The organism is Ruegeria arenilitoris (assembly GCF_013030985.1).
Lineage (GTDB): Bacteria > Pseudomonadota > Alphaproteobacteria > Rhodobacterales > Rhodobacteraceae > Ruegeria > Ruegeria arenilitoris_B.
The window spans coordinates 664,164-689,206 of record NZ_WPYP01000001.1; the positions used below are offsets into that span (position 1 = coordinate 664,164).

26 protein-coding genes and 2 tRNA genes are annotated in these 25,043 nt (G+C 59.0%); 12 read left to right on the forward strand and 16 right to left on the reverse strand.

All coding sequences use genetic code 11. The annotated features are described in order from the left end of the window. Window positions 1–51: 51 nt before the first annotated feature. Window positions 52–1,545, forward strand: coding sequence for a BCCT family transporter (locus GOX88_RS03265; protein ID WP_170399145.1), 1,494 nt, complete (start codon window positions 52–54; stop codon window positions 1,543–1,545). A gap of 120 nt (window positions 1,546–1,665) precedes the next feature. Here the strand turns inward: GOX88_RS03265 and GOX88_RS03270 are convergent. Continuing rightward, window positions 1,666–1,751: transfer RNA gene (locus tag GOX88_RS03270), tRNA-Leu, on the reverse strand. Between the two features lie 145 nt (window positions 1,752–1,896). Between GOX88_RS03270 and GOX88_RS03275 the strand changes: the two genes are divergently transcribed. Together GOX88_RS03275 and GOX88_RS03280 are read left to right on the forward strand one after the other, a co-directional pair. Further along, window positions 1,897–2,475: a YqaA family protein gene (locus GOX88_RS03275; RefSeq protein WP_170399149.1), complete on the forward strand. Its 579-nt coding sequence runs from the start codon at window positions 1,897–1,899 to the stop codon at window positions 2,473–2,475. Next, on the forward strand, window positions 2,472–2,939 hold the full coding sequence (locus GOX88_RS03280) for a disulfide bond formation protein B (RefSeq protein ID WP_170399152.1): 468 nt from the start codon (window positions 2,472–2,474) through the stop codon (window positions 2,937–2,939). Before GOX88_RS03275 ends, GOX88_RS03280 begins: the two co-directional genes overlap by 4 nt. On the opposite strand, the gene GOX88_RS03285 is transcribed toward GOX88_RS03280, so the two are convergent. Beyond that, complete coding sequence (locus GOX88_RS03285; RefSeq protein WP_170399157.1) at window positions 2,936–3,523, reverse strand: HNH endonuclease; 588 nt, start codon at window positions 3,521–3,523, stop codon at window positions 2,936–2,938. The genes GOX88_RS03280 and GOX88_RS03285 overlap by 4 nt on opposite strands. A gap of 213 nt (window positions 3,524–3,736) precedes the next feature. Here GOX88_RS03285 and GOX88_RS03290 point away from each other — a divergent pair, with 213 nt between their 5' ends. Together GOX88_RS03290 and GOX88_RS03295 are read left to right on the forward strand one after the other, a co-directional pair. Beyond that, window positions 3,737–4,342, forward strand: a complete 606-nt coding sequence (locus GOX88_RS03290; protein WP_170399160.1) for an rRNA large subunit pseudouridine synthase E — start codon at window positions 3,737–3,739, stop codon at window positions 4,340–4,342. A gap of 31 nt (window positions 4,343–4,373) precedes the next feature. Beyond that, the gene (locus GOX88_RS03295; RefSeq protein ID WP_170399163.1) at window positions 4,374–4,799 is read left to right on the forward strand and encodes a VOC family protein; all 426 of its coding nucleotides are present in this window, start codon (window positions 4,374–4,376) and stop codon (window positions 4,797–4,799) included. Window positions 4,800–4,803: 4 nt separating this feature from the next. Here the strand turns inward: GOX88_RS03295 and GOX88_RS03300 are convergent, their stop codons facing one another. From GOX88_RS03300 to GOX88_RS03315, 4 genes are read right to left on the reverse strand one after another with little or no spacing between them, the layout of a single operon-like run. Continuing rightward, the gene (locus GOX88_RS03300) at window positions 4,804–5,106 is read right to left on the reverse strand and encodes a putative quinol monooxygenase (protein ID WP_217354188.1); all 303 of its coding nucleotides are present in this window, start codon (window positions 5,104–5,106) and stop codon (window positions 4,804–4,806) included. Next, the gene (locus tag GOX88_RS03305) at window positions 5,100–5,603 is read right to left on the reverse strand and encodes a GNAT family N-acetyltransferase (protein ID WP_170399169.1); all 504 of its coding nucleotides are present in this window, start codon (window positions 5,601–5,603) and stop codon (window positions 5,100–5,102) included. Before GOX88_RS03305 ends, GOX88_RS03300 begins: the two co-directional genes overlap by 7 nt. Window positions 5,604–5,605: 2 nt before the next feature. Beyond that, window positions 5,606–6,271, reverse strand: a complete 666-nt coding sequence (locus tag GOX88_RS03310) for an alpha/beta hydrolase (protein ID WP_170325027.1) — start codon at window positions 6,269–6,271, stop codon at window positions 5,606–5,608. Continuing rightward, window positions 6,268–6,900: a DNA-3-methyladenine glycosylase family protein gene (locus GOX88_RS03315; RefSeq protein WP_170399172.1), complete on the reverse strand. Its 633-nt coding sequence runs from the start codon at window positions 6,898–6,900 to the stop codon at window positions 6,268–6,270. Before GOX88_RS03315 ends, GOX88_RS03310 begins: the two co-directional genes overlap by 4 nt. Before the next feature lie 97 nt (window positions 6,901–6,997). Between GOX88_RS03315 and GOX88_RS03320 the strand changes: the two genes are divergently transcribed. Further along, a complete protein-coding gene (locus GOX88_RS03320) occupies window positions 6,998–8,224 on the forward strand; it encodes an MFS transporter (protein ID WP_170399174.1) in 1,227 nt (408 codons plus the stop codon). 3 nt (window positions 8,225–8,227) lie between these two features. On the opposite strand, the gene GOX88_RS03325 is transcribed toward GOX88_RS03320, so the two are convergent. The 3 genes from GOX88_RS03325 to cysS all read right to left on the reverse strand — a co-directional run bounded on the left by GOX88_RS03325 (window position 8,228) and on the right by cysS (window position 12,344). Continuing rightward, window positions 8,228–9,004 (reverse strand): phytoene/squalene synthase family protein, encoded by a 777-nt coding sequence (locus GOX88_RS03325; protein WP_170400243.1) that lies wholly within the window; start codon window positions 9,002–9,004, stop codon window positions 8,228–8,230. A 2-nt stretch (window positions 9,005–9,006) separates the two neighbouring features. Beyond that, window positions 9,007–10,641, reverse strand: coding sequence for a citramalate synthase (gene cimA / locus GOX88_RS03330; protein ID WP_170399177.1), 1,635 nt, complete (start codon window positions 10,639–10,641; stop codon window positions 9,007–9,009). Window positions 10,642–10,712: 71 nt separating this feature from the next. Then, entirely contained in the window at window positions 10,713–12,344 is a 1,632-nt protein-coding gene (cysS, locus tag GOX88_RS03335) for a cysteine--tRNA ligase (protein ID WP_170399179.1), read from the reverse strand. A gap of 107 nt (window positions 12,345–12,451) precedes the next feature. Here cysS and GOX88_RS03340 point away from each other — a divergent pair, with 107 nt between their 5' ends. Both GOX88_RS03340 and GOX88_RS03345 read left to right on the forward strand, forming a co-directional pair. After that, window positions 12,452–12,613: a hypothetical protein gene (locus GOX88_RS03340; protein ID WP_170399182.1), complete on the forward strand. Its 162-nt coding sequence runs from the start codon at window positions 12,452–12,454 to the stop codon at window positions 12,611–12,613. Further along, window positions 12,610–13,800, forward strand: a complete 1,191-nt coding sequence (locus GOX88_RS03345) for a pyridoxal phosphate-dependent aminotransferase (RefSeq protein ID WP_170399184.1) — start codon at window positions 12,610–12,612, stop codon at window positions 13,798–13,800. Before GOX88_RS03340 ends, GOX88_RS03345 begins: the two co-directional genes overlap by 4 nt. 6 nt (window positions 13,801–13,806) lie before the next feature. Here GOX88_RS03345 and GOX88_RS03350 read toward each other — a convergent pair whose 3' ends face one another. After that, window positions 13,807–14,325, reverse strand: a complete 519-nt coding sequence (locus tag GOX88_RS03350) for an outer membrane protein (protein WP_170399186.1) — start codon at window positions 14,323–14,325, stop codon at window positions 13,807–13,809. Window positions 14,326–14,741: 416 nt separating this feature from the next. Between GOX88_RS03350 and GOX88_RS03355 the strand changes: the two genes are divergently transcribed. After that, window positions 14,742–16,283, forward strand: coding sequence for a trimethylamine methyltransferase family protein (locus tag GOX88_RS03355; protein ID WP_170399189.1), 1,542 nt, complete (start codon window positions 14,742–14,744; stop codon window positions 16,281–16,283). Between the two features lie 52 nt (window positions 16,284–16,335). On the opposite strand, the gene GOX88_RS03360 is transcribed toward GOX88_RS03355, so the two are convergent. After that, window positions 16,336–16,581 (reverse strand): hypothetical protein, encoded by a 246-nt coding sequence (locus GOX88_RS03360; protein WP_170325035.1) that lies wholly within the window; start codon window positions 16,579–16,581, stop codon window positions 16,336–16,338. A 541-nt stretch (window positions 16,582–17,122) separates the two neighbouring features. Then, window positions 17,123–20,743 (reverse strand): vitamin B12-dependent ribonucleotide reductase, encoded by a 3,621-nt coding sequence (locus GOX88_RS03365; RefSeq protein WP_170399192.1) that lies wholly within the window; start codon window positions 20,741–20,743, stop codon window positions 17,123–17,125. 535 nt (window positions 20,744–21,278) lie between these two features. Here GOX88_RS03365 and GOX88_RS03370 point away from each other — a divergent pair. Then, window positions 21,279–21,713, forward strand: coding sequence for a hypothetical protein (locus GOX88_RS03370; protein ID WP_170400244.1), 435 nt, complete (start codon window positions 21,279–21,281; stop codon window positions 21,711–21,713). A 10-nt stretch (window positions 21,714–21,723) separates the two neighbouring features. Here the strand turns inward: GOX88_RS03370 and GOX88_RS03375 are convergent. From GOX88_RS03375 to pdxH, 4 genes are all read right to left on the reverse strand, one after another. Continuing rightward, a tRNA-Pro gene (locus GOX88_RS03375) sits at window positions 21,724–21,800 on the reverse strand. 43 nt (window positions 21,801–21,843) lie between these two features. Next, a complete protein-coding gene (locus GOX88_RS03380) occupies window positions 21,844–22,311 on the reverse strand; it encodes a DUF192 domain-containing protein (protein WP_170399195.1) in 468 nt (155 codons plus the stop codon). A 5-nt stretch (window positions 22,312–22,316) separates the two neighbouring features. Then, window positions 22,317–22,823 (reverse strand): cold-shock protein, encoded by a 507-nt coding sequence (locus GOX88_RS03385; RefSeq protein WP_174826042.1) that lies wholly within the window; start codon window positions 22,821–22,823, stop codon window positions 22,317–22,319. 142 nt (window positions 22,824–22,965) lie between these two features. After that, window positions 22,966–23,571: a pyridoxamine 5'-phosphate oxidase gene (gene pdxH, locus GOX88_RS03390; protein ID WP_170399200.1), complete on the reverse strand. Its 606-nt coding sequence runs from the start codon at window positions 23,569–23,571 to the stop codon at window positions 22,966–22,968. 135 nt (window positions 23,572–23,706) lie between these two features. Between pdxH and fabI the strand changes: the two genes are divergently transcribed. Both fabI and gpt read left to right on the forward strand, forming a co-directional pair. After that, entirely contained in the window at window positions 23,707–24,513 is an 807-nt protein-coding gene (gene fabI, locus GOX88_RS03395) for an enoyl-ACP reductase FabI (RefSeq protein WP_170325040.1), read from the forward strand. Between the two features lie 5 nt (window positions 24,514–24,518). Next, complete coding sequence (gpt, locus tag GOX88_RS03400; RefSeq protein ID WP_170325041.1) at window positions 24,519–25,028, forward strand: xanthine phosphoribosyltransferase; 510 nt, start codon at window positions 24,519–24,521, stop codon at window positions 25,026–25,028. The last annotated feature ends 15 nt before the right edge of the window (window positions 25,029–25,043 follow it).

A 25,043-nucleotide genomic window follows, 5' to 3' on the forward strand; every position in this document is an offset into this window, starting at 1 on the left:
AACCGTAGGGCTGTAAAGGAATTTATTCCGAAACGAAAAAAAGGACCCCGGATGAAGCGCCCCTCGCCCAGCCCCTTGCTTGTTATCGCCCTTGTCATCAGCGCGGCGATTGCTGCCTGGGGTATCGCCGATCCGCAAGGATTGGGGCGTCTCGCATCAGAAGCGGTGGCAACACAGTTCAACAGCCGTGGCTGGTTCATCATGCTCGAGGTCAGCGGCCTGCTATTTGTAGCGCTGTATCTGGCCCTGTCGCGGTTCGGCGACATTCGCCTTGGCCCGGACGGTGCCGAGCCTGAATTCTCGACCCCGGCCTGGATCGCCATGCTGTTTGCGGCCGGAATGGGGGTCGGGCTGCTGTTCTATGGCGCTGCCGAACCACTGACCCATTTCGAAGTTCTGCGCCAGTACAGCCCCGACCCCGAAGCCGCAAGTTATGCCCTGTTCGTGACCTATCTGAACTGGGGCTTTCACGCCTGGGCGATCTACGCGATCGTCGGGCTGGTCATCGCCTATTTCGCCTATCGTCGACACCGCACCTTGCTGCTGAGCGCCCCGCTGATCGAGGCACTGGGCGAGGCGCGCTGGATCAAGGCGATGGGGTGGGTGTTCGATCTGCTGTCGATTGTTGCGATTGCCGTCGGTTTGGCGGGTTCGATGGCGATGGGCGTATTTCAGATACAGACCGGATTGGCGGGTCTGATCGGCGTCGAAACACCCGGAATGCTGACACTCCCTGTTTTTGCCGCGCTCTGTATCGCGTTCATCATCCCCTTGCGGCGGGACCTTGGCGAAGGGATGTCGCTGCTGTCCAATGCCGCCATGCTGATTGCCGTCGGGATGATGGTTTATCTGCTGATCCTCGGTCCGACTTCATTTCTGATGAACGATATCGTTGCCGGGTTCGGGCGCTACGTGTTCAAAGTCCTGCCTGCCGGTTTCTCGACGGCAGAGTTCTTTGACGACACCATCGTCGACTGGTTTCACGGCTGGACACTGAACTACATGATCTGGTGGCTGGCCTGGTCCCCCTTTGTGGGCATCTTCATCGCACGCATATCGCGCGGGCGTACTATCCGAGAGTTCCTGATCGGTGTCATCGTCGCCCCGACCCTCTTCTCGATCCTGTGGTTCGGCATCTTTGGCGGTCTCGGGTTTTACGACGCGCTGCGGCAGGACGGTGCCCTGTCCGCCGTCAATGCCGAGAATCTGGACGCGACAACATTCGCCCTGCTTGCCAAGTTCCCACTCGGCGGTCTGACGCAAACAGCAACAATCCTGGCTGCGTTTCTGTTTGTCGTGACCAGCGTCGTCAGCGCCGGGTTCACTCTGGCAATGATCGGAACGGGCGGCGACGACAATCCGTCCCCCGGCGTTCGGACGGTTTGGGGGTTGATTCTGGGGGCATTGGGACTGGCGATGATACTGGTGGGAGATATTTCTCTGGTCCGGTCAATCATCGCGCTGTCGGCCATGGCCTTTGTGTTTATCGTGCCGGTTCTCGTGGTCTGCCTGTTCAAAAGTCTGGCGCGAGAGGATCGGACATGAGCAGCGCATTCATCGACACCCTGCTGAACCTCAGCGTTTTTGCCTATATCGGGTTTCTGATCTGGCTGAGCCTGCGACGCGATCGGTAATCATACCGCGTCTATCTGTCTTTCACGGAGGTGGTGCCCAAGGAGAGACTCGAACTCTCACGATGTTACCATCGGGGGATTTTGAATCCCCTGCGTCTACCATTCCGCCACTTGGGCCACGAACACTGGATTAGCGCCCAAGTCCGGGAAGGTCCAGAGGCAAAAACTAACCCAAATCCACTTTGTTTTCACCACAGTGGTTGACGCCTTACCGAGCGCGTGGTTTGGCTTGCGCTACGTAAGCACAGGATTTTAGCACCATATGTTGCGCTCGCTTTATGACTGGACCATTCGTCTGGCCGAACATCCGCACGCCCTTTGGGCGCTGGCATTCGTCGCTTTTATCGAAAGCTCGGTCTTTCCGATCCCGCCGGATGTTCTGATGATTCCGATGATCCTGGCCCGACCATCGCGCGCATGGCTGATTGCAACGGTCGCTTTGGTTGCCTCGGTCCTGGGGGGCTTGTTGGGCTATGCCATCGGTGCCTTCTTCTACGAAAGCATCGGCCAGCCGATTCTGGAATCCATGGGCAAGGCGCACGCCATGGAAGAGTTCAACACCCGTTTCAACGATTTCGGCTTCTGGGCCGTACTGGGTGCCGGTGTCACGCCCTTTCCCTACAAGGTCATCACCATCATGTCGGGCTGGACCGGGATGCCGCTGGGCACCTTTATCGCGACCTCGATCCTTGCCCGCGCGCTGCGCTTTTTCGTGGTCGCCGGGCTGCTTTGGGGCTTCGGAGAACCGATCCGGGCCTTCATTGAAAAGCGCTTGGGCCTTATGTTCACCTTGTTCGTCGTGCTTCTGTTCGGCGGGTTCCTTGTGGTGAGGTACCTATGACACGCAAAAACCTTCTGGTCCTGATCGCGAGCTGCGGGTCTTTGGCGTTGTTGCTTGGGGCGTGGGGCTTTCAGCATCTCGGTGGGCTGGCACCATGCAAGATGTGCATCTGGCAGCGGTATCCGCATGGCGCGGCCATTCTGATCGGTGCAGTGGCACTGGCCCTGCCTCGTGTTAACCTGCTGCCCCTGCTGGGTGGTCTCGCTGCGCTTACAACCGCAGCCGTCGGCGTGTTCCACGCCGGGGTCGAGCAGAAATGGTGGGAAGGCCCCACAAGCTGTACCTCCGGCGATATCGGCGGCCTGTCGACGCAAGAGTTGATGGATCAGATCATGTCCGCCCCGCTGGTGCGTTGCGATGACATCCCGTGGCAGATGATGGGCATTTCGATGGCCGGGTGGAACGCCATCCTGTCGGGCGTTCTGGTACTGGTCTGGATCGCCGCGTGGCGGGCGGGTCGTTAGAACTCGTCCAGTTCCGCATCCCAATAGAGAAAGTCGATCCAGCTGTCATGCAGGTGGTTTGGTGGGAACTTGCGCCCGATATTGCGCAACGCCTCGGCATCCGGCTGTCGTGGTGGTTTGCGCAGGGTCATTCCTGCTTGTCGCAGCGATTTCGAACCCTTCTTCAGGTTGCAGGGGCTGCACGCGGCCACCACGTTCTGCCAACTGGTCACGCCCCCGGCGGCCCGTGGCACCACATGGTCAAAGGTCAGATCCCCCTTGCTGCCGCAATACTGACAGCGGAACTCGTCCCTCAAGAATAAATTAAAGCGCGTGAAGGCCACGCGCTTTCTGGGTTTTACATAATCTTTGAGGACAACGACCGACGGTATTCGTATCTCGGTACTCGGGCTTCGTACGACCTCGTCGTACTCGGCCACAATGTCCACCCTGTCCAGCCAGGCTGCCTTTATCGCCTCTTGCCACGGCCACAGAGAAAGCGGGTAATAGGACAAGGGGCGATAATCGGCGTTCAAAACCAATGCCGGATGATGCTTGAGCGCACCGGGTTCCCTGACAAATTCGGTTCTGAAGTCTCCATCCATATCAGAATCGCTCCTCGCTCTGCTCTGCCCGTTTTTGACATCAGAGCGGGGAACACCCGCCCCGGCCTTAACTTAACTATATATCGTGTTAAAACTCTGACAAGCCCTGAGTTTCCACAATATCTCGGGTATTGAGTAAGGCGAATCCGTAACATTTGCGTGACAGTTATCCACAGCTTGCGCCAATGTGGCCTGCGGGCTATGGCGAAGGTCATGAGCTGGTTCATCCGATTCAACAAACCCTTCGACGTGCTGCCGCAGTTTACCGACCGCGCCAACGCGGATTCACCGCGTAGCACTTTGTCGGATTTTATCGATTTGCCCGAGGTCTATCCGGCCGGACGGCTGGACCGCGACAGCGAGGGGTTGATGCTGCTGACCGATAACGGGCGGCTGCAGGCTCAGATTTCAGATCCCAAGCACAAAATGCCCAAAACCTATTGGGTGCAGGTCGAAGGGCTGCCGGATGCCTCCGCGCTGAAGGCCCTGCGCGACGGGGTCGAGTTGAAAGACGGAAAGACACGGCCGGCCAAGGCGCGATTGATGGATGAACCTGAGGGGCTGTGGCCCCGCAATCCTCCGATCCGGGTGCGCCAGTCGGTGCCCGATTGCTGGATCGAACTGACATTGCGCGAGGGCCGCAACCGTCAAGTCCGGCGAATGACTGCGGCGGTAGGGCACCCGACATTGCGCCTGATCCGTGCCCGGATCGGCGACTGGTCGCTAGAGGGGCTTGAGCCCGGCCAATGGGACAGCCTGCCCGCCCCAGAGCTGAACTCCGCCCCGCAGCGCAAACGGGATCGCCGCCCGCGCCGGTGACAAAAACCGCGTGTTGTGATATACTTACGGAATGAAAGTCACACCGGACATACCCACGCCCGCCGGAGTTCTCGAGGCCGCGCTTTACGTCGATGACCTGGATGCGGCAGAGCGGTTCTATGGCGAGATTCTGGCGTTGAGGAAAATTCAACGCGTGGCAGACCGGCACGTTTTCTTCCGTGTTGGCGGCTCGGTCCTGTTGCTGTTCAATGCGGATGAAACCGAAAAGCCGCCCGGCAACCCCGACTTGCCCGTCCCGCCCCACGGCGCGCGCGGTCCCGGCCATGTCTGCCTGATCCTGACACGCGACGAGATCGACGTGATGCGCAAACACCTGTTGGACTGGAATGTCCCGGTGGATGCCGAATTCGACTGGCCCGGCGGCGCACGTTCGCTATATGTGCGGGACCCCTCCGGCAATTCCGTCGAATTTGCCGAAGGCCATTTGTGGGATTGACGCGTTACCGCAGTGGTTGTTTTTCCCCGCCTACAACGCGGTAGATATCGCTCGAGACGACACCGACCTCAGACAACACAGCCTGAAACGCCGCCATGTGCGGCGCGGCAAAATGAGCATCCAAAGCGGCTTGATCCTGCCATTCCTCATAGACGCGAAACTGTGTGGGATGCCCCAGAATCCGACTGAACTCATAAACCAGACAGCCGGGTTCCTTCACGGTGTCGGCCACCATCGCTTGTGCCGCTTTGTCTGCTTTTTCAACGCCTTCGGGCGAAACTTCCACTGTTCCGGTCACGATCAACACAGCGTATCCTTTCTCAGATCAAACCGTTTGGTGATTCTGTCGACCGGTCGCCCGTCCCGCAAAGGCACCCCATAGGCGACCGAATAGTCACGGAACCCCATCTTGTCGTAATAGCCCAACCCCATTCCGTTATCGGCGCGAATGGTTGCGCTGATTGCGCTCAGCCCAACCCCGGCGGCGTACTTGGCGGTTTCCGCGAACAGCGCACGCCCGGCGCCTTTCAGCACCGGCGCGCGGCGTGTGAAGGTTGCGATATCGGCGCAATCCTCGGGCAGCAAATCATGCGTCCCCAGCCATTGGAACCCCGCCACCTCGCCCTGTTCGTCCAGAGCGACATGGCAGCAAATCCTGTCTGCCCCAGTCAAATAGCTTTGCGCAAACAGGACTTCGGAGAACGGGATTTCAAACGCGGTCGAGCCTCCGATCTCGATGATATCATTGAGGAGGCGGCAAGCCGCGCTTATATCCTCGGGCATCATGGGGCGGACCGCGATCATGGCTACAGGCTCAGCTTGTCGCGCATGAAGGCCAGTGCGACGCTCAGGCCGTCGGGTGCGATACCATGGCCGGTGCCCTTCATCACATGCGCGTAGATTTCCTTGAAATCAGCGGCTTGCAGGGCTTCGGCGGCTTCGGGCAGTGATTGCGGTGGCACCACGTCGTCGGAATCCCCATGCACCAGCAGGATCGGCATCCGGCTGACCGTTTCATCGGGCAGCAGATCGGGCTCCAACAACCGGCCCGAGAAGGCAACGATCCCCGCAACCGGGTCCTCGCGCCGCGGGGCGACATGCAAACTCATCATCGTGCCTTGCGAGAACCCAAACAGCACAACCTGTTCGGGCAGCACGTCTTCGTCCACCATCAGCGCATCGAGGAAAGCGTTGAAATCGTCAGCGGCCATTTCCATGCCGCGCCGAGACTCCTCCTCGGACGAGCCATCGATCCACGGGATCGGGAACCATTGATAGCCATTTGGCATTCCGGGGATTTGCTCGGGCGCGTCGGGAGCCACGAACAGGGTATCCGGCAGGTGTTCACCCAGCGGATCAGCCAGACCCAACAAGTCGGCGCCATTGGCCCCATAGCCGTGCACGAACACCACGACCGAGCGCGTATCGCCCGAAACCGGCTCTTTTCGGAGCGCATTCAAAACCCGTGTCATCTGATCCCTTCTCGTTCTTTGGCCACCCGGTAATAGGCCCACAACACACGCGCCGCAACCGACCGCCATGGCGACCAGGCCTCGGCCATATGTCGCAGTTCCTTGTCAGTCGGGCGTTTGGGTAGATCATAGAGAATGCGCGCGGCTTCCTGCAGCGCCAGATCGCCCGGCGCGATCACGTCGGCGCGGCCCAGCGAGAACATCGCATAGATCTCGGCGGTCCAGACACCGATGCCCGGTACTTCGGTCAGTGTCGCAACGACATCCGCATCAGGCACATCGCGCAACGCCTTGTAATCAATACGTGCTTCGGCCAGCGCGCGGGCGTATCGAATTTTCTGGCGGCTCAGTCCTACGGCGCGCAAATCGTCATCGGTTGCCCACATAACTTTGCGCGGTCCGGTGAGTTTGGCATCCTGCAGCCGTTTCCAGATCGCGTTGGCCGAGGCGACGCTGACCTGCTGGCTGACAATCGCGCTCAGTAACTGGGCAAACCCGTCCGGACGGCGACGCAAGGGCAATGGCCCGGTTTGGTCCATCGCATAAGCCATGCGCGGACACGTTTCGGCCAGCCACGCCGCCCCTTCCGACACACATTCGTTGGTTTCGATGATACGTCCTACGGACATGCGCGCTCCGGGGCTGGTGATCACGTGCACGTTAGGCTGCTTTGCCGCATATGCAACCCGCTTGTGCGGCTAAGTTTTCGCGGATACCCATAGGCGCATGACACTGACCGCCACCACCCCGGACAACAGCCAGGCCAAACGCAACGTCGCCGTTTTGGTGGCAGCGCAGGCCATTCTGGGCGCCCAAATGCCGATGATCTTCATCGCTGGCGGGCTTGCGGGACAATCGTTGGCGACAAATGCCTGTTTGGCCACCCTTCCCATTTCGCTGATCGTTCTGGGGTCTATGCTGGCGGCCACACCTATTTCGGCGATCATGCAGCGCTGGGGACGGCGTGCAGGGTTTTTGGTGGGCGCCACAGCGGGGGCCTGTGGCGGCTTTTTGGGAGCCTACGGGCTTTATCTCGGATCGTTCCCCGTCTTCCTTTTTGGCAGCCTGTTAACCGGCATTTACATGAGCGCGCATGGATTCTACCGCTTTGCAGCCGCCGACACTGCATCGGATGCTTTTAGACCCAAAGCCATCTCGTATGTTATGGCGGGCGGTCTGGCTGCAGCCCTTATTGGGCCTGAGATATACAAACTGACTTCAACTGCTTATGTGATCCCATTTCTTGGCACCTACATGGCGGTGATCGCTCTGAACGTTTTCGGCTCGGTGCTGTTCTTTTTCCTCGACATCCCTACGCCTGAAAAACCAAAGGAGGACGCACCCCAAGGTCGGACCCGGCTGGAAATGCTCAGAACTCCGCGCATCGCCGTGGCGATCATCTGCGCCATGGTATCTTATGCGCTAATGAATTTGGTAATGACCGCGACACCGCTTGCCGTAGTCGGATGTGGCTATACAGATGGAAACGCGGCTGACATTGTACGCGGACACGTCTTCGCTATGTTTCTCCCCAGCTTTTTCACCGGCCAGCTCATCGCGCGTTTTGGGGTCGAGAAAATCGTCGCCCTCGGTCTCGCCATTCTGGCTGGTGCGGGCGTGGTTGCCTTGCAAGGCGTCGAGTTGGGCAATTTCTTCGTCGCCCTGATCCTGCTGGGGGTCGGCTGGAACTTTGGTTTCATCGGCGCGACCACAATGCTGGCCGAGTCCCATGACGTCAGCGAACGCGGCCGGATGCAGGGCCTGAACGATCTGCTGGTGTTTGGTGGCGTTACGCTTGCGTCGCTGGCTTCGGGCGGGTTGATGAACTGCTCGGGCGGTTCGGCGGTCGAGGGCTGGACGGCAGTGAACCTCGCCATGATCCCGCTGCTGACGCTGGCGGGCGGTGCGCTGTTGTGGCTGGTTCTGAAACCGTCCGAGGCGGAAACCGTCTGAGCCCTACCAGCGCCCGCTGGCCACGGTCCACATCAGTGACAGCCTGCGGCGAATTTCACTCTGCGCCAAATCCCCGGCGGCCACGCGATCCGGGCGGGCCACGGCCTGCCGCAGAACCCATTCCGCCTGCCACCCGGCGTAAAGCGCGGGCCGGGCATCCGCCGAGACAGCAGGCGCGTTGGAGCGCGCGCGCTGAAGCCGATCCAGCGCCTTCTGCGCAAGGGCCTGCACACCATCGGGCGTTCCGTCCAGCAAGGGGATACGGCCCCGCGCCTCAAGATCGGGAATGGCCCGCAACCAGTTCGCCACGCCGACGCCATAACCGAAGTCACGCAGAACGCCCTCATCCGCTGCACCCAACACCTGCGCCGACGCAACCATCAAAGACCCGGCGGAGTGGTTGATATAAGCGTCGAAATGCGCCTCATCCTCGAACGGATCGCGGTAGATGTCCCAGCGCCTGACGGCCACATACTCGTCCAGCATTGCAGCCAGATGCGGCGACAGAACCCGCGCCAGAGGCGTCACGACCTCATGCCTGCGCTCAGGTTTCCCCTCGGCAATCTCCTGCAGCGCATCGCGCCACCATTGCAGGCGCATCTCGGCAATCATTGCCTCTTGCGTGACCCACGGAGCGCGTGCGACCTCGACATTCAGCGCATATAGCGGAAACAGCAGCGGCCGCACCGGGACGGGTGCGGCCATCACCGCCATGAACCGGTCGGGATCGGCGCGGTGCACCAGCTCCGCGCAGGCTTTGACGTCGTCGCCGAATTCCACGGTCACTCGGCCACCGCCGTCTGCGACCCGCAATCGCGCACCAGTTTCCACTGGATCGCGTCCAGCAGCGCCTCGAATGAGGCATCGACTATGTTCGCACTGACGCCCACTGTCGACCACCGCCGTCCCTGCCCGTCTTCGCTGTCGATGATCACGCGGGTCACCGCCTCGGTTCCGCCTTGGGTTATGCGCACTTTGAAGTCGACCAGCTTCATATCGGCCAGAATCTGTGAGTACTGCCCCAGATCCTTCGCCAGTGCCTTGGCCAGCGCATTCACCGGCCCCCGGTCACTGCCGTTTTCATCCATGGACTCGCTGACCGAGAGCTTCTTTTCCCCGTCGACCTTCACGACAACTACGGCCTCGGACAGGCTGACCATCTTGTTGTATTTGTTCTTGCGTCGCTCAACGGTGACCTTGTAGCGCTTGACCTCGAAAAACTCGGGCAATTGCTCCAGCTCATCCCGCGCCAGCAGCTCGAAACTCGCCTGAGCGGTATCATAGGAATAACCCTCGGCCTCACGCTGCTTGATCCGGTCCAGAATGCGCCCCAATGCCGGGTCGTTTTTCTCGACGACCAGACCGGCCTCGGTCAGGCGTTTGCGCAGGTTTGACTGCCCCGCCTGGTTCGACATCGGAATGATCCGCGCATTCCCGACCGCGCCCGGCTCAACATGTTCATAGGTCGACGGGTCCTTGAGGATCGCGCTGGCGTGCAGCCCCGCCTTATGCGCAAAGGCCGAAGCCCCGACATAGGCCGATTGCTTGCTGGGAACCCGGTTCAGGATATCGTCCAGCATCCGGCTGATGCGCGTCAGACCACCCAGTGCCTGCAAGTTGACACCGGTGTCAAATCCCGAAGCATAGGGCTCTTTCAGCAACAGTGTCGGGATCAGCGCCGTCAGATTTGCGTTACCGCAACGCTCGCCCAATCCGTTCAACGTGCCCTGAATTTGCCGCGCCCCGGCGTCGACGGCGGCCAGCGAACAGGCCACCGCATTCTCGGTGTCGTTATGGGTGTGAATGCCCAACCGGTCCCCCGGAAGCCCCGCGGCAATCACCTCGGACACAATGCGCGAGACCTCAGCCGGCAGCGCGCCGCCGTTGGTATCGCACAACACAACCCAGCGCGCACCGGCGTCCAGAGCAGCCCGACACACCTCAACCGCGTAACCGGGATTGTCCTTGTAGCCGTCAAAGAAATGCTCGGCGTCAAACAACGCCTCACGCCCCTGCGCCACGATATGCGCGACCGAGGCGCGGACGTTCTCGACATTCTCCTCCAACGTGATCCCAAGCGCATGAGTGACGTGGTAGTCATGCGATTTGCCGACCAGACAGACAGCCTGTGTGCCCGCATTCATCACGGCGGCCAGAACATCATCATTCTCGGCCGACCGACCCGACCGCTTGGTCATGCCAAATGCCGTCAACCGGGCCGACGTCTTGGGCGCGACCTCGAAAAAAGCGCTGTCGGTCGGGTTTGCCCCGGGCCAGCCACCTTCGATATAGTCCACGCCCAACTCGTCCAGAGCCTGCGCGATCTGCACTTTCTCGGCAGTCGAGAACTGGACGCCCTGCGTCTGCTGCCCGTCGCGTAGCGTGGTGTCGTAAAGGTAGAGGCGTTCTTTGGTCATCGTTTTGGCTCTTTGGCTATTCGCCAGTTATCCAGCTTAATGGAGGATGTGGCGCGTTTTAGAAAACTCGTTCAGGTTTCCGCAAGTAGCTGTCTATAGTGAACTTCATAGCCTTCACGATGCTTTTTCATTCGTTCCAACGTTTCAGCCCAATGATCGTTTCGAATTTTCGCAACGTCCACTTTCGAAAGATCGCCTGTAATGGATCTGATGACATTCACTCGCGACAAGGTTGGCCGGAGTTCCCACTCAAAGCCATCCTTTGTATCGTTTAGTGTGAAGCCAAAGTACGGTAGGTCTTCGTCCCTCATCTTGTCTGCCCACTGAAACAGTAAGCCACCTTTTTCTTTGTCTCCGCTTTTCATCCACTCTCTAGCTTGCGTTTTAAATTGGGAACGCAGAGTCACCCAATTCTCAATCTCCTTCGCAAAGTAGGATTTATCTACCGCCCCCCTTTGATCCACCCATGCACCCATTTCAGGCGTCAAAAGACCCAACAATTGTGCCGATGCCAAAAAGTTAGACAACAAGCCTCCTTGCAAATCCACCGGCTCATTTGTTGCGTTCTTTTGGCGACTAATCTGTCGCTCTAAACGGTGCAACTCCGCCAAAGCGCCCGCTGTATTCAGGTCGTCACTCAGCGCAGCGACAACTGCGGGCGCCGCGCTGGCGGCGGGCTCGATGCCCGCTGTCAGCGCCCGCCACTTGCGCAGCGTCGCCTCGGCCTCGCGTGCCTTCTTCTCGGTCCAGTCCATCGGCTTGCGATAGTGGGTCTGCAGGAAAACAAAGCGGATCACCTCGCCCGGCACACCCTGTTCCAACAGGTCATGGACGGTGAAGAAATTGCCCAGCGATTTGGACATCTTCTTGCCTTCCACCTGCAGCATCTCATTGTGCAGCCAGACCCGCGCGAATTCGCCATGCGGATGGGCGCACTTGCTCTGCGCGATCTCATTCTCGTGGTGCGGAAACATCAGGTCGTTGCCGCCGCCGTGAATGTCAAAGCTGTCGCCCAACAGTTCGTAGCTCATGGCCGAGCATTCGATATGCCACCCCGGACGCCCCCGGCCCCAGGGGCTGTCCCAGCCCGGAAGCTCATCGGTCGACGGTTTCCACAGCACGAAATCCATCGGGTTCTTCTTGTAGGGCGCAACCTCAACCCGTGCCCCCGCAATCATGTCATCGACGGACCGCCCCGACAGAGCGCCGTATTTCTCTTTCCAGCTGTCCACCGCGAACAGAACGTGCCCCTCGGCAGCGTAGGCGTGGCCCTTCTCGATCAGATCCTCGATCATCGCGATCATCTGGCCGATATACTCAGTCGCCCGCGGCATCTCGTTGGGTTCCAACGCCCCCAAGGCACCCATGTCGTGCAGATACCAGCCGATTGTCTCGTCCGAACGCTCCTGCACCAACTGCTCCAACGTGCCCTCGGCCCCGGCTTGCTGTCGGGCCAGCGCGGTCGCGTTGATCTTGTCATCGACGTCGGTGAAGTTTCGCACATAGGTCACGTGATCCGCGCCATAGGTGTGACGCAGCAAGCGATAAAGCACATCAAACACCACCACGGGCCGTGCGTTGCCCAGATGAGCGCGATCGTAAACGGTCGGTCCGCAGACATACATCCGCACATTGTCGGCGCTGATCGGCACGAAATCCTCTTTCGTCCGCGTCCGTGTGTTGTGCAGTTTGATCGTCGTCATCGGTCGGCTCCTAAAGACAGCGTGGCTTCTCGCGTTGGCGCGGGCTTAGCAACTTGTCTCAGGGATGAAAACGAAAGAAACCGGCCCGCGTGATAAATCAGCAGGTAATGCAGCAGATAATGATGCAGGTCATCCGGTTCATATTGTCCCAGTACCATGCGGACCGCCTTGCGCCAAGCCCCGAGTTCCACGCCTTTGCGTCGCTGATTGACATTCCCGAAGGGCTCTGGCCCTGTCTGCGCAGAACACCGGACGGAGGCGTACCATGAAATTGTCGCAGCGTATCACTCATCTGACCGAAGGCGGCAGTGACGGTTGGGATGTGTTCTATCGCGCTCGCCGGATGATCAGCGACGGCTACGCAGTGACCGAGCTGACCATCGGCGAACATGACATCCGAACCGATGCGTCGATTCTTGAGGCGATGGACCTGTCCGCCCGGCAGGGCCACACCGGCTATGCGATGGTTCCCGGCACCGATCTGCTGCGTGACACAGTGGCCGCCCGGCTGCAGGCCCGTACCGGAGTGCCCACCACGCGCAACAACGTATTGATCACGCCCGGCGGCCAATCAGCCTTGTTTGCAGCTCATGTCGCGGTGTGTGACCCCGGTGATGTCGGGCTGTATCTCGATCCATATTACGCCACCTACCCCGGCACCATCCGGGGCGCCGGAGCCGTGGCCCGTTCGATCCAGACCACCGCAGAAGATGCGTTCCAGCCCCGCGCCGAGCAAATCGAGGCCGCCGCCGACGGCGCGGTATCCTTGCTGGTCAACACTCCGAACAACCCCACCGGTGTTGTGTATTCCCACCAGACGCTCGAAGGGATCGCCGAGGTGTGCCGCAAGCGTGACCTTTGGCTGATTTCGGACGAAGTTTACGACACGCAAGTCTGGGAAGGGGAACACATCTCTCCCCGTACCCTGCCGGATATGGCTGAACGCACTCTGGTTGTCGGATCGATGTCGAAGTCTCACGCGATGACCGGATCTCGTTGCGGTTGGGTTGTCGGCCCTGAAGAGGTGATTTCTCACCTGATCAACCTCGCCACGCATACAACCTACGGTGTACCCGGATTTATTCAGGACGCCGCCAGTTTCGCGCTGAATGCGGGCAACGATCTGGAGGAACAGATCGCCGAGCCCTTCCGCCGACGCCGCGCGCTGGCCGTTGGTATTCTTGAGGCGCAGAACACCATCGGGCTGGTTCCGGCGCAGGGGGCGATGTATCTGATGCTGGATATCCGTGCCACCGGGCTCAGCGGTGACGGATTCGCCAACGCCCTTCTGGATACGCACGCAATTGCGGTGATGCCGGGTGAGAGCTTCGGGTTTGCAGCCGCAGGTCATATCCGCGTGGCGATGACGATTGACGACGAAAGATTCGCAACCGCCCTGTCCACGATTTGTGCATTTGCATCTGAATTGGCGGAACGTCACGCCACCGTCGGCTGACAGGCTTCAGAATCGGAAGGACGTGCGCAGGTTGAACACGTTCGAATCCAACCCGCCATCGGTCCGGGTGACATCGTCAAAGTCCTGCCGCAGCGCCTCGCCACTGATCACAAGGCGGTCGTTGATCGGATAAGCCACGCCAATCCCGTAAACGGCGGCTGTGTCGTTGTCGACCGAGGCGTCCAACCGGGCCGCGCCAACCACCACGTAGCCCAAGGCACCGCCAAAATCATAGCCGCCACGCAACTTCAGGCGGGTCATGCTGTCAAGGCTGCCTTCTCCATCGCTCAGATCCAGCGACAGGCGATTGTATTCCAGTTCTCCACCCAGAACGAAGTTTCCGAAATCCCGATCATAGCCAATATGAGGGCCAAAGACCGTATCATCGCCGCTCGACCCGTTCGGGCCGTCGGCCTCTGCATATCCAAAACTAAATCCGGCATAAGCCCCGGTCCAATCCTCAGCCATTGCAGGGGCTGCGATGCTCGCCACCATAAGCAGACTGAGGGCCTTAAGGGCTTTCATAAAACTCTCCTAAAGAACCTTTCGCCAGAACTTTGGTCTTTCAGGTCAACGTCACTCGGAAACCTGGTCCGTGATCGTTAAGATTCAATTGAGTTCACGAACCACTCTTAAATAAGTGAAGGAACTATAACAGATTTCTGCCTTAGCGGGAGAAATTCTTCCGGAACTGAATAATTGCCGTGACACATGTATCACAGCTTCGCTTTTGAACTCTCAGGTCGCAAACAGGACAGAAAGCAGCTGTCCACATCGGAATACTGACCTTTGAAACGCGAGGACCGATGCAAAACGACGTTTGGAAAATTCGGCTGATCAGCCGCACCATTGGTGCGGATCGTGGTCGCGCGGCGCGGGGGCGGCCAACAAAGGCGTGAAAACACTCCACTCCTGACGCCTTTTCTATTGGATTCTGACCCATGAACGATCAAACCCGTACCTCTTCCCGCAGCGGCGGTCGCGCCGCGCGCCGTGCTGCTCGTGCCACCTCCCTGCCTGAACATCTGCGCCCTATCCGCCCCGGACTGGAGGGCGGCGTTCTCAATGTTCTGACCCAGGCTCAAATCGAACGCATTCACGAGGCCGCGCTGACCGCGTTGGAGACCATCGGTCTGGCCGACGCGCCACAAAGCGGTATCGACTACCTTGTCGGTGCAGGCTGTACACTGGGCGACGATGGCCGAATCCGCTTCCCCCGCGCCTTGGTCGAAGACACGATCGCCAAGGCAAACCGCTCGGTCACACTATACAGCCGCGATGGCAAAACCGATCTGAACCTGTCCGGCACCAAGGTCCATTACGGCACAGCAGGCGCCGCCGTCAGCATGGTTGATGTTCACGGCAATGAATACCGGGATTCGACGGTGCAGGACCTGCATGACGCGTCACGCATCTGTGAACAGCTTGAAAACATTCACTTTGTTCAGCGCCCCATGGTTTGCCGCGACATTCCCGACAACCTGGAAATGGATCTAAACACGATCTATGCCTGCTGCTCGGGCACGTTCAAACATATCGGCACATCCTTCACCGAACCGCATCATGTGGCCCCGGCGATGGAGATGATCTACACGATCGCCGGTGGTGAAGATAAATTCCGAGAGCGCCCGTTCATTTCGAACTCGAACTGCTTTGTCGTTCCGCCGATGAAATTCGCCACCGAAAGCTGCGAGGTTATGGAACTTTGCATTAAGGCCGGGATGCCGGTTCTGTTGCTGTCGGCCGGGATGGCGGGCGCGACCGCACCTTCGACAATCGCCGGTGCAATCACCCAGGCCACGGCAGAATGTCTGGCCGGACTGGTTTATGTAAACGCCGTAAGCCCCGGTGCACCAGCGATTTTTGGCACCTGGCCCTTTGGTCTGGACCTACGCACGGGCGCCATGTCGATCGGGTCCGGTGAACAGGCCCTGCTGACCGCAGGTTGCGCCCAGATGCACCGGTTCTACGACCTGCCGGGCGGTGCCGCCGCTGGTGCGTCCGACTCGAAGATGCCCGACATGCAGGCCGGGTGGGAGCAGATGTGCTCGAACGTCATGGCTGGGCTGTCAGGCGTGAATATGGTGTACGAAGCTGCGGGTATGCATGCCTCGTTGCTGGGCTTCTGTCTGGAAAGCCTCATCCTCAGCGACGACCTGATCGGTCAGGCGCAGCGCTGTGTGCGGGGAATCGAGGTGACAGACGAGACGTTGGCACTGGACCAGATCGCCGAGGTCTGCATGGGTGGACCGGGCCACTATCTGGGCACCGACGCAACGCTCAGCCGAATGCAGGCGGACTATGTTTACCCAACCTTCGGTGACCGGACATCGCCCAAGGAATGGGCGGAACTTGGCAAACCCGATCTGATCGAGAAAGCGACAAAGCGGAAGGACGAAATCCTGTCCTCTCCGTCACCGGCCCGGTTCGATCCGTTGCTGGACGCCGAGCTTCGCGGCAAGTTCAACATTCACCTTGCCTGATAACGCATTATAAAAGCGGCCAGATTTTATCTGGCCGCTTTCTATTTCGGGGTTAGCCGTCAGTCGCGGGCAGCAAACCTGCTTCCTGTGCCACCGCAATCTCGGCCTCATCCAGCGCGCCGTCACCGTTTGCATCCATTGCCGCGAAACCGTCTGCGTCAACATCAGGCAGAACGGCCTGCACTTCTTCGATTGTCAGCACACCATCCCCATTGGCGTCAGCCGAGGCTTGTGCGACGGCCAGCGTCGGCAGTCCAAGAGCAAGGACAGAGATAGCGGTCAGAATTTGCGGTTTCATTGTGATGACTCCTGATTGAGTTTTTGTGTCTTTCGTCCGGACAGCATCAGAAACACCGCAACGGGATACTGTGTCACCTGCATTCAGGATTGTTTCCGATTTCGCGCCAATCTCCGCGTGTTTGGCAGAGTCGCGTCTGCGGTCAACCGCCGGAAAAAACTCAATAACCTCGATTCGGCGGGTCTTGCCCGACGTGACATGCACAATCCGGCAAAGCTCTGCTCAAATTCCCGGTGAAGCCGTTGAAAAAAGAAAGGGGGCCGAAGCCCCCTGTCAGTTTCGCCTTCCAGGCTCATTTCGTTGACCGCCCGGTGTTTTTTTGCCTGCGGCCTGGACTGCGCATGGGGCGAGCGCACCCGCCCCGTGAAAGAGTGGGAAAGAGCAAATATTCCGCCCCACCCTGTTCCCGGCCAACACGGGCATGTCGGCCGAGTGGAGAAAGGTCGTCAGGTAAGTCTCAGACCCATTTCTCCGTATTCGTCGGGGCCGGTCACTGTGGCAGCATCCGACCCCTGCGCCCCGGGGTGCCGGGGCGGTTGTCTTAGCTACACCCGCTGGTTGCGCCGCAGGTGTTGCATTTCATGCAGGTGCCGTTGCGCACCAGCGTGTAGTTTCCGCATTCGCCACAAGGGTCGCCCTCATAGCCCTGCATCTTGGCCTTGGTCCGTGCGTCCATGCTGGTCGCGACAGCGGTTTCAGCTGCAGGCGCTTCAAAGGTAGGCGCGGTTTCAGCCATACCGTTCACCTCGGCCTGACCGCCGTTGAAGACCACCAGATCTTGCGGCAGACGCTTGCGGAGATACCCGGTCGAGCTGATTTGTTTCAGCACTTCCAATGACTTGGAGGCCGCGCTGTCACTGATTTCCGAGACATTGGACAATCCGTCCTCTTCGCCACGACCCAGATCGTCAAAGGTTGCACCTTCGGGCTTCACATGGGCCAGGTCAGTGCGGTCCAGATAGGACACGGCCAGTTCGCGGAAGATGTAATCCAGGATCGACGTCGCGTTCTTGATCGAGTCGTTGCCCTGCACCATCCCCGCCGGTTCGAACTTGGTGAAGGTGAAGGCGTCGACGAACTCTTCCAGCGGCACGCCGTATTGCAGACCGACCGACACGGCGATGGCAAAGTTGTTCATCATCGCCCGGAAGCCAGCACCTTCCTTGTGCATATCGATGAAGATCTCGCCCAGCTTGCCGTCTTCGAACTCACCGGTCCGCAGATAGACCTTGTGACCGCCCACGATCGCCTTCTGGGTGTAACCCTTGCGGCGATGGGGCAGTTTTTCGCGATGGCTGCGGATGATTTCCTTGACCACAACCTTCTCGATCACCTTCTCGGCCAGAACGACGGCTTTTTCCTGCGCCGATCCGCTTTCCAGCACTTCTGCGGCCTCATCATCATCCTCGACCAGTGCTGCGGCCAGAGGCTGTGACAGTTTCGAGCCATCACGATAGAGCGCGTTGGCCTTCACACCCAGCGACCAGCTGAGTTCATAGGCCTTCTGGCAATCCTCGATGGTCGCGTCATTCGGCATGTTGATCGTCTTCGAGATCGCACCCGAGATAAAGCTCTGCGCCGCTGCCATCATGGTGATGTGGCTATCAACCCCAAGGAAACGCTTGCCTTTTTTACCGCACGGGTTGGCGCAGTCGAAGATCGAATAGTGTTCTTCCTTCAGGTGCGGAGCCCCTTCCAGCGTCATGGTCCCGCAGACATGGTCGTTGGCCGCATCGATATCCGCCTTGGTAAAGCCCAGATGGCGCAGCAGGTCGAAGGTCGGGTCATTCAGCTTGGTCGCCGGGATGCCCAGAACGCCGGTGCAGAAATCCTCGCCCAGTGTCCACTGGTTGAACACGAACCGGATGTCGAAGGCGCTCTCCAAGGCGGCGTCCACCTTGGCAAGCTCATTCGGGCCAAAGCCGTGACCTGTCAGCGAGGTGTGGTTGATCCCCGGCGCGTTGCCGATGGTGCCGTGACCGACCGCGTAACCCACGATCTCTTCGATCTGCGCCGAAGAATAGCCCAGCTTTTCCAGCGCCGACGGCACCGAGCGATTGATGATCTTGAAGTAGCCGCCGCCGGCCAGCTTCTTGAACTTAACCAGAGCAAAGTCCGGTTCGATCCCGGTGGTGTCGCAATCCATCACCAAACCGATGGTGCCGGTGGGCGCGATCACGGTGGCTTGCGCGTTGCGGTAGCCGTTCTTCTCGCCGAGGCTCAGCGCCTCATCCCAGGCCGACATGGCCAGATCGACCAGACGCTTGTCCGGGCAGTTGTCGTGATCCAGTGGTACCGGCTTCACCGCCAGTTTCTCATAGCCCTCGGTCACACCCTGCGATGCACGGCGGTGATTGCGGATGACGCGCAGCATGTGGTCGGCGTTGCGTTCGTAGCCTTTGAACGGGCCAAGCTCACCAGCGATCTCGGCCGAGGTCGCGTAGGCCACACCGGTCATGATCGCGGTCAGCGCACCACAGATCGCCCGACCCTCATCCGAGTCGTAGCTGTAGCCCATATTCATCAGCAGGCCGCCGATATTGGCATAGCCCAGACCCAGTGTGCGGAAGTCATAGGACAGTTGCGCGATTTCCTTCGACGGGAACTGCGCCATCGTCACCGAGATTTCCAGCGTCAGGGTCCACAGACGCGAGGCGTGCATGTAGTCCGCCGCCTGGAACTCACCATCCTTCAGGAAGGTCAGCAGGTTCATCGACGCCAGATTACAGGCCGTATCGTCGAGGAACATGTATTCCGAGCACGGGTTCGAGCCGCGGATCTCACCATCTTCGGGGCATGTGTGCCATTCGTTGACGGTATCGTGGAACTGGATGCCCGGATCGGCGCAAGCCCACGCGGCGTGGCCGACCTTTTCCCACAGATCGCGCGCCTTGACCGTGCGAGCAACCTTACCATCGGTGCGGTTGATCAACTCCCAATCGGCGTCTTTTTCAACGGCGGTCAGGAACGCGTTGGTCACGCGGATGGAGTTGTTCGAGTTCTGACCCGAAACCGAGCTGTAGGCTTCCGAATCCCAGTCCGTGTCGTAGGTCGGGAATTCAATGCTATCGTGGCCCTGCTTGGCGTAATCCAGCACGCGCTTGATGTAAGTCTCGGGGATCGCAACCTTTTTGGCCTCGCGAACCGCCTTTTTCAGGCTGTCATTCTTGTTGGGATCATACGCATCGTCTTGCGCACCGTCCCAGCTGCGGATGGCCTCGAAAATGCCGTTCAGCATCTTCTCGTGCATCTTCGATCCGGCAACGATCGAGGCCACCTTCTGCTCTTCGATCACCTTCCATTCGATGAATTGCTCGATGTCCGGGTGATCTGCATCGACGATCACCATCTTTGCTGCTCGACGGGTTGTCCCGCCTGATTTGATCGCGCCAGCGGCGCGGTCGCCGATCTTGAGAAAGCCCATGAGGCCCGAGGACTTGCCGCCACCCGACAGCGCTTCGCCTTCTGCACGCAGATGGCTGAAGTTGGTCCCGGTACCAGAGCCGTATTTGAACAGGCGCGCCTCGCGCACCCACAGATCCATGATGCCGCCTTCGTTCACCAGATCATCATCAACGGACTGGATGAAGCACGCGTGCGGCTGCGGATGTTCGTAAGCGGATTTCGATTTGGTCAGCTTGCCGGTTTTGTAGTCGACATAGTGGTGGCCCTGCGCCGGGCCGTCGATTCCATAGGCCCAATGAAGACCAGTGTTGAACCATTGCGGGCTGTTCGGCGCCGCGCGCTGGGTTGCCAGCATGTAACGCATCTCATCGAAATAGGCGCGCGCGTCTTCCTCGGTCGAGAAATAGCCGCCCTTCCAGCCCCAATAAGCCCAGGCACCCGCCAGACGATCAAACACTTGTTTGGAAGAGGTTTCTCCGGCGAATTCAGCACCTTCGGCCGGAACCGAGCGCCACAGGAATTCAGGAACGTCCTTTTCCTTGACCTTCTTCAGAGCGGAAGGAACGCCAGCCTTGCGGAAGTATTTCTGCGCGATGACGTCGCTGGCTACCTGGCTCCACTTTGCAGGAACTTCGATTTCTTCGAGGCGGAAAACGATGGTGCCGTCCGGGTTCCGGATTTCCGAAGTCGCAGACACAAAGTCCAGTTCTGCGTATGCGTCCTGCCCCGATTTGGTGAATTTCCTGTCAATCTTCATGTCCGCAGCCCTAGATTCAAACAATTTGTCCGTTGGCGTCAGGGGCGTTTTCAGCTTTCCGTCAGCCGTGCCAGAAATTTTGGACGCAAACGACCCGGCGCTGTTTTTGACAGCGCGAAACCGTTCGTACGGTTGCACGTTTAATAGATGTGCTTTCCGACCCTCGCCCTATGCCCCGCTCCGGTTATTCTACCAGATTTAGTGGCATCACTTTCGGCCCATACAACTTGGCGTATTCGGCCATAGATCGTCAATGTCATTTTTCGGTCATTTTCGAAATCTTTTATATTGACCCAAAGGTTTCGGAGGCCCCTCTGCCGTCGGATTGCGATTCCTCCACAGATTCATCCACTGCCCACGCCGCGCTGCGTGAAAATCGCTCAGCGGAATTAACTGTGTTTCTCGGCACAGTTACCGGCATTTGGTAATCCGGCGCTAAGGTGGTTAGGCTGAACGAGAATCAATAAAACCGCTCGCCGGTGGGTTGGACAAAAATCATTTCGTGAAAAACGAATTATCGAGGGGGCCAGATCCAATGTTGGTGTTTCGATTACTTCCCGTAACGGCGTTGATCGTGGCCTGCACACCACAAGATGTGCCCCCGCCAACGCGCAGCGCGCAGTTCGACACATACCCCGACCGGCTTTTTGATACGTTCGAAACCCAATGCGCCGGCCCCGGTGAGCAGTTCCAGAAAATCGGGAATCGGGTCTACGAATGCACCGAGTTGCTGCCACCTGACACAACCGCTTTTCTGATTCTCAACTATGATGGATACCCGCAGGACCTGCCCAAAAGTGTCATGCGCATGACATCGACCAAAAACACATCGGGCTATCGCGTGGATGCCGAGCTGTTCTTTAGCGTTCCCCAGCAACAAGGCCCTGCGGTCAACGTCCCAGTGGAAAGCAAAAACCTGGATCAGGCGCTTGGTGCGCTGTTCCAGACGATGGGTGGTTCACCGATATAAAGGAAAGAAGTGGTCGGGGCGGCAGGATTCGAACCTACGACCCCCTGTACCCAAAACAGGTGCGCTACCAGACTGCGCCACGCCCCGGACCGTGCGCCTTCCTAACGATGCCCATCTGATTTGAAAAGCCCTAACAGGGCCAAATTGCAGGACCTTGCGAAAAAATTTCGTGCTGCATCTGGGTTCCCGGAGTGATCAGGTAGCGGGCAGCCAGCCCGGCATTGATTTCCAGAACCGCAAACACCGAATCGCCGCCCTCAATCGGACTCTCATCGCCGGGAACCGCGTTTTCATGCACGCGGATCACGCTACCGGCGCGATCCACAAATATGATGTCCAGGGGAATCAGTGTGTTCTTCATCCAGAACGCAACCGGCTGCGGCGGATCGAAGACGAACAGCATCCCCGAGCGCTGCGGCAGCGACTCGCGGAACATCAGGCCGCGCGCTCTGTCCTGTGGGCTTATCGCCAATTCGATATTGAAGGTAATCTGAGTCTTATCGTTGCGCAGCCCAACACGATCGTCACGGCACGCGGCCAGAACCTCTCCGGTCCAAAGCATTGTTACACTTGCAAGAACCGCGAAAAGTCTGGTCATGAAAATCAGTCGTCCAACGCAGCTTCCCAGGCCAGGACCTGAGCCGCCATGCGCCCACGTTTGCCATCGATCACGCGCATCGCCAGCGCCTCTCCCGGCTGCAGGTCGGCAAGACCGGACCGGCGCAACACTTCGATATGCAGGAATACATCTTCGTTCCGGCCAAAAACATTGGCGAAACCAAACCCCTTGCCCTTGTCGAACCATTTCACCCGCGCGGCCTCAAGCGGCGCTTCTGCGATCACAACGGGATCAAGCTCGGCAAAATCCGCCAGCATCATCGAGTCGGTCCGTGCGGGCGGATCGACACTGACAACCTCGACCGCCTGAACACCGCGGTCGGTGCGGTGCGTCATGATCTCGATCCCGGCACCATCGGCGACAGAACTTTGACCGAAATTGCGCAACACGTTCACATGCAACAGAATATCCGGACCACCTTCGTCGGACACAACGAACCCGTACCCTTTGGCAGGGTCGAACCATTTCACGTGTCCACGGACGCGATACATGTTGTTCAGATCTTCTGGCACGGTTTTCCCATCGCGAGTTTTAACAGTTCGTTAAGGGTCCGATGTGTATGGGAATGGCGCGCAAATTCAAGCTGAAAAAACCCTTTGTTTCCTGCCCGTTGCATTTCACGATACGCGAACGTCATGGATTCAACCTCTGCACTTCCCATGCCGAGCCCACCTGATCCCGGCGCCACTGGAACCTGTCATGCAGCCGGAAGGCTCCATCGGCCCAAAACTCGATCTCGGTCGGTACCAGCCTGTATCCACCCCAAAACGGCGGCCGCGGAGGATTCGGCCCCAGTTTCGCAGTCACCTTTGCAACCTCTGCCATAAGGGCAGACCGGCTGCTGAGGGGCTGAGACTGTTTCGAGGCCCAAGCCCCAAGACGACTCTTCAATGAGCGGGACGCATAATATTCATCGGCTTGCGGCCCGTTTTCCCGAGTTATTGTACCACGAACCCGGATTTGCCGCCGCAAAGATTTCCAATGCATGACAAATGCCGCCTTGCCCGCCGATTCAAGCTCGGCCGCCTTGGTGCTTTCGTAATTGGTGTAAAACACGAAGGCATCGGATTCGATTTCTTTCAACAGCACCATGCGCACATTGGGCATCCCGTCCGGGTCCACGGTCGCCAACGCTATGGCGTTGGGATCATTCAATTCGCTGTCTTTGGCCTCCCCCAGCCACCGCTCCGAAATTTTAAACGGATCGGTGCCAGCGAAAATGCCACCATGCTCGGTCATTTCCATCCCCCGGAAACTTTTATTAACTACCCTAGGGCGAGAACCCGCTGTGGGCAAGAGCGCGCGGCCTTGAAGCAGCGCATCCAATGGCATAAACCAACGCAACATGACGCGAAGACAGGCGGAGAACCGAACATGTCAAATCAGTTGATGGCCGGAAAACGCGGCCTCATCATGGGACTGGCCAATGATAAATCGATTGCATGGGGAATTGCCCGCGCTTTATCCGAAGCCGGAGCCGAACTTGCCTTTTCCTATCAGGGCGATGCACTGAAGAAACGGGTGGACCCGCTGGCAGCGCAACTGGGCAGCGAAATCGTGCTGCCCTGCGATGTAAGCGACGAGGCATCGATCGATGCGCTGTTCTCCTCGCTGGAAGAGAAATGGGGCAAGCTGGACTTTATCGTTCACGCGATCGGTTTCTCGGACAAGAACGAACTGCGCGGTCGTTACGTCGACACCAGCCGCGCGAATTTCAAACTGACCATGGATGTGTCGGTCTATTCCTTCACCGCCGTGATGCAGCGGGCTGAAAAGATGATGTCCGAAGGCAGCAGCGCCGTTACCCTGACCTATTACGGCGCCGAACAGGTGATGCCGCATTATAACGTGATGGGCGTTGCAAAAGCCGCGCTGGAGGCGTCGGTCAAATATCTGGCCGAGGATCTGGGCAAGGACGGTATCCGCGTCAACTCGATCTCGGCCGGCCCGATCAAGACCCTGGCCGCCAGCGGCATCGGCGACTTCCGCTATATCATGAAGTGGAACGAGTATAACTCGCCCCTGCGCCGCAACGTGACCATTGACGATGTGGGTAAGTCGGCGCTGTATCTGCTGTCCGATCTCAGCAGCGGCGTCACCGGTGAGAATCTGCACGTGGATTCGGGTTATCACATCGTCGGCATGAAGGCCGTCGACGCCCCGGACGTTGAAAAGGGTTAAGAACAATGAGCGCCAAAGACCGCCTGCCCCACGAAAAAGGCTTTCACATCAGCTGGGACCAGATTCACCGCGACTCGCGCGCTTTGGCGTGGCGGCTCGACGGTCAGGGCCCGGATGACGGCGCATGGCGCGCCGTTGTCGCCATCACCCGCGGTGGCATGGCCCCCGCGATGATCGTCAGCCGCGAGTTGGACATCCGCACTGTCGACACGATCAGCGTGCGGTCCTACCACCATCAGGCGCAGGGCGAAGCCGAGGTGCTGAAAGCCCCCGACGCCGATCTGATGGGCGATGGCGAGGGCGTTCTGATCATCGACGATCTGGTCGACAGCGGAAAAACGCTGGAGCTGGTGCGCGCGATGTATCCCAAGGCGCATTTCGCCACCGTTTACGCCAAGCCCAAGGGCCGCCCGATGGTGGACACGTTCATCACCGAGGTCAGCCAGGACACGTGGATCTTCTTCCCGTGGGACATGGCCCTGCAATATGTCGAGCCCTATCGCGGCACCGACTGATCCGCTGCTGAACAT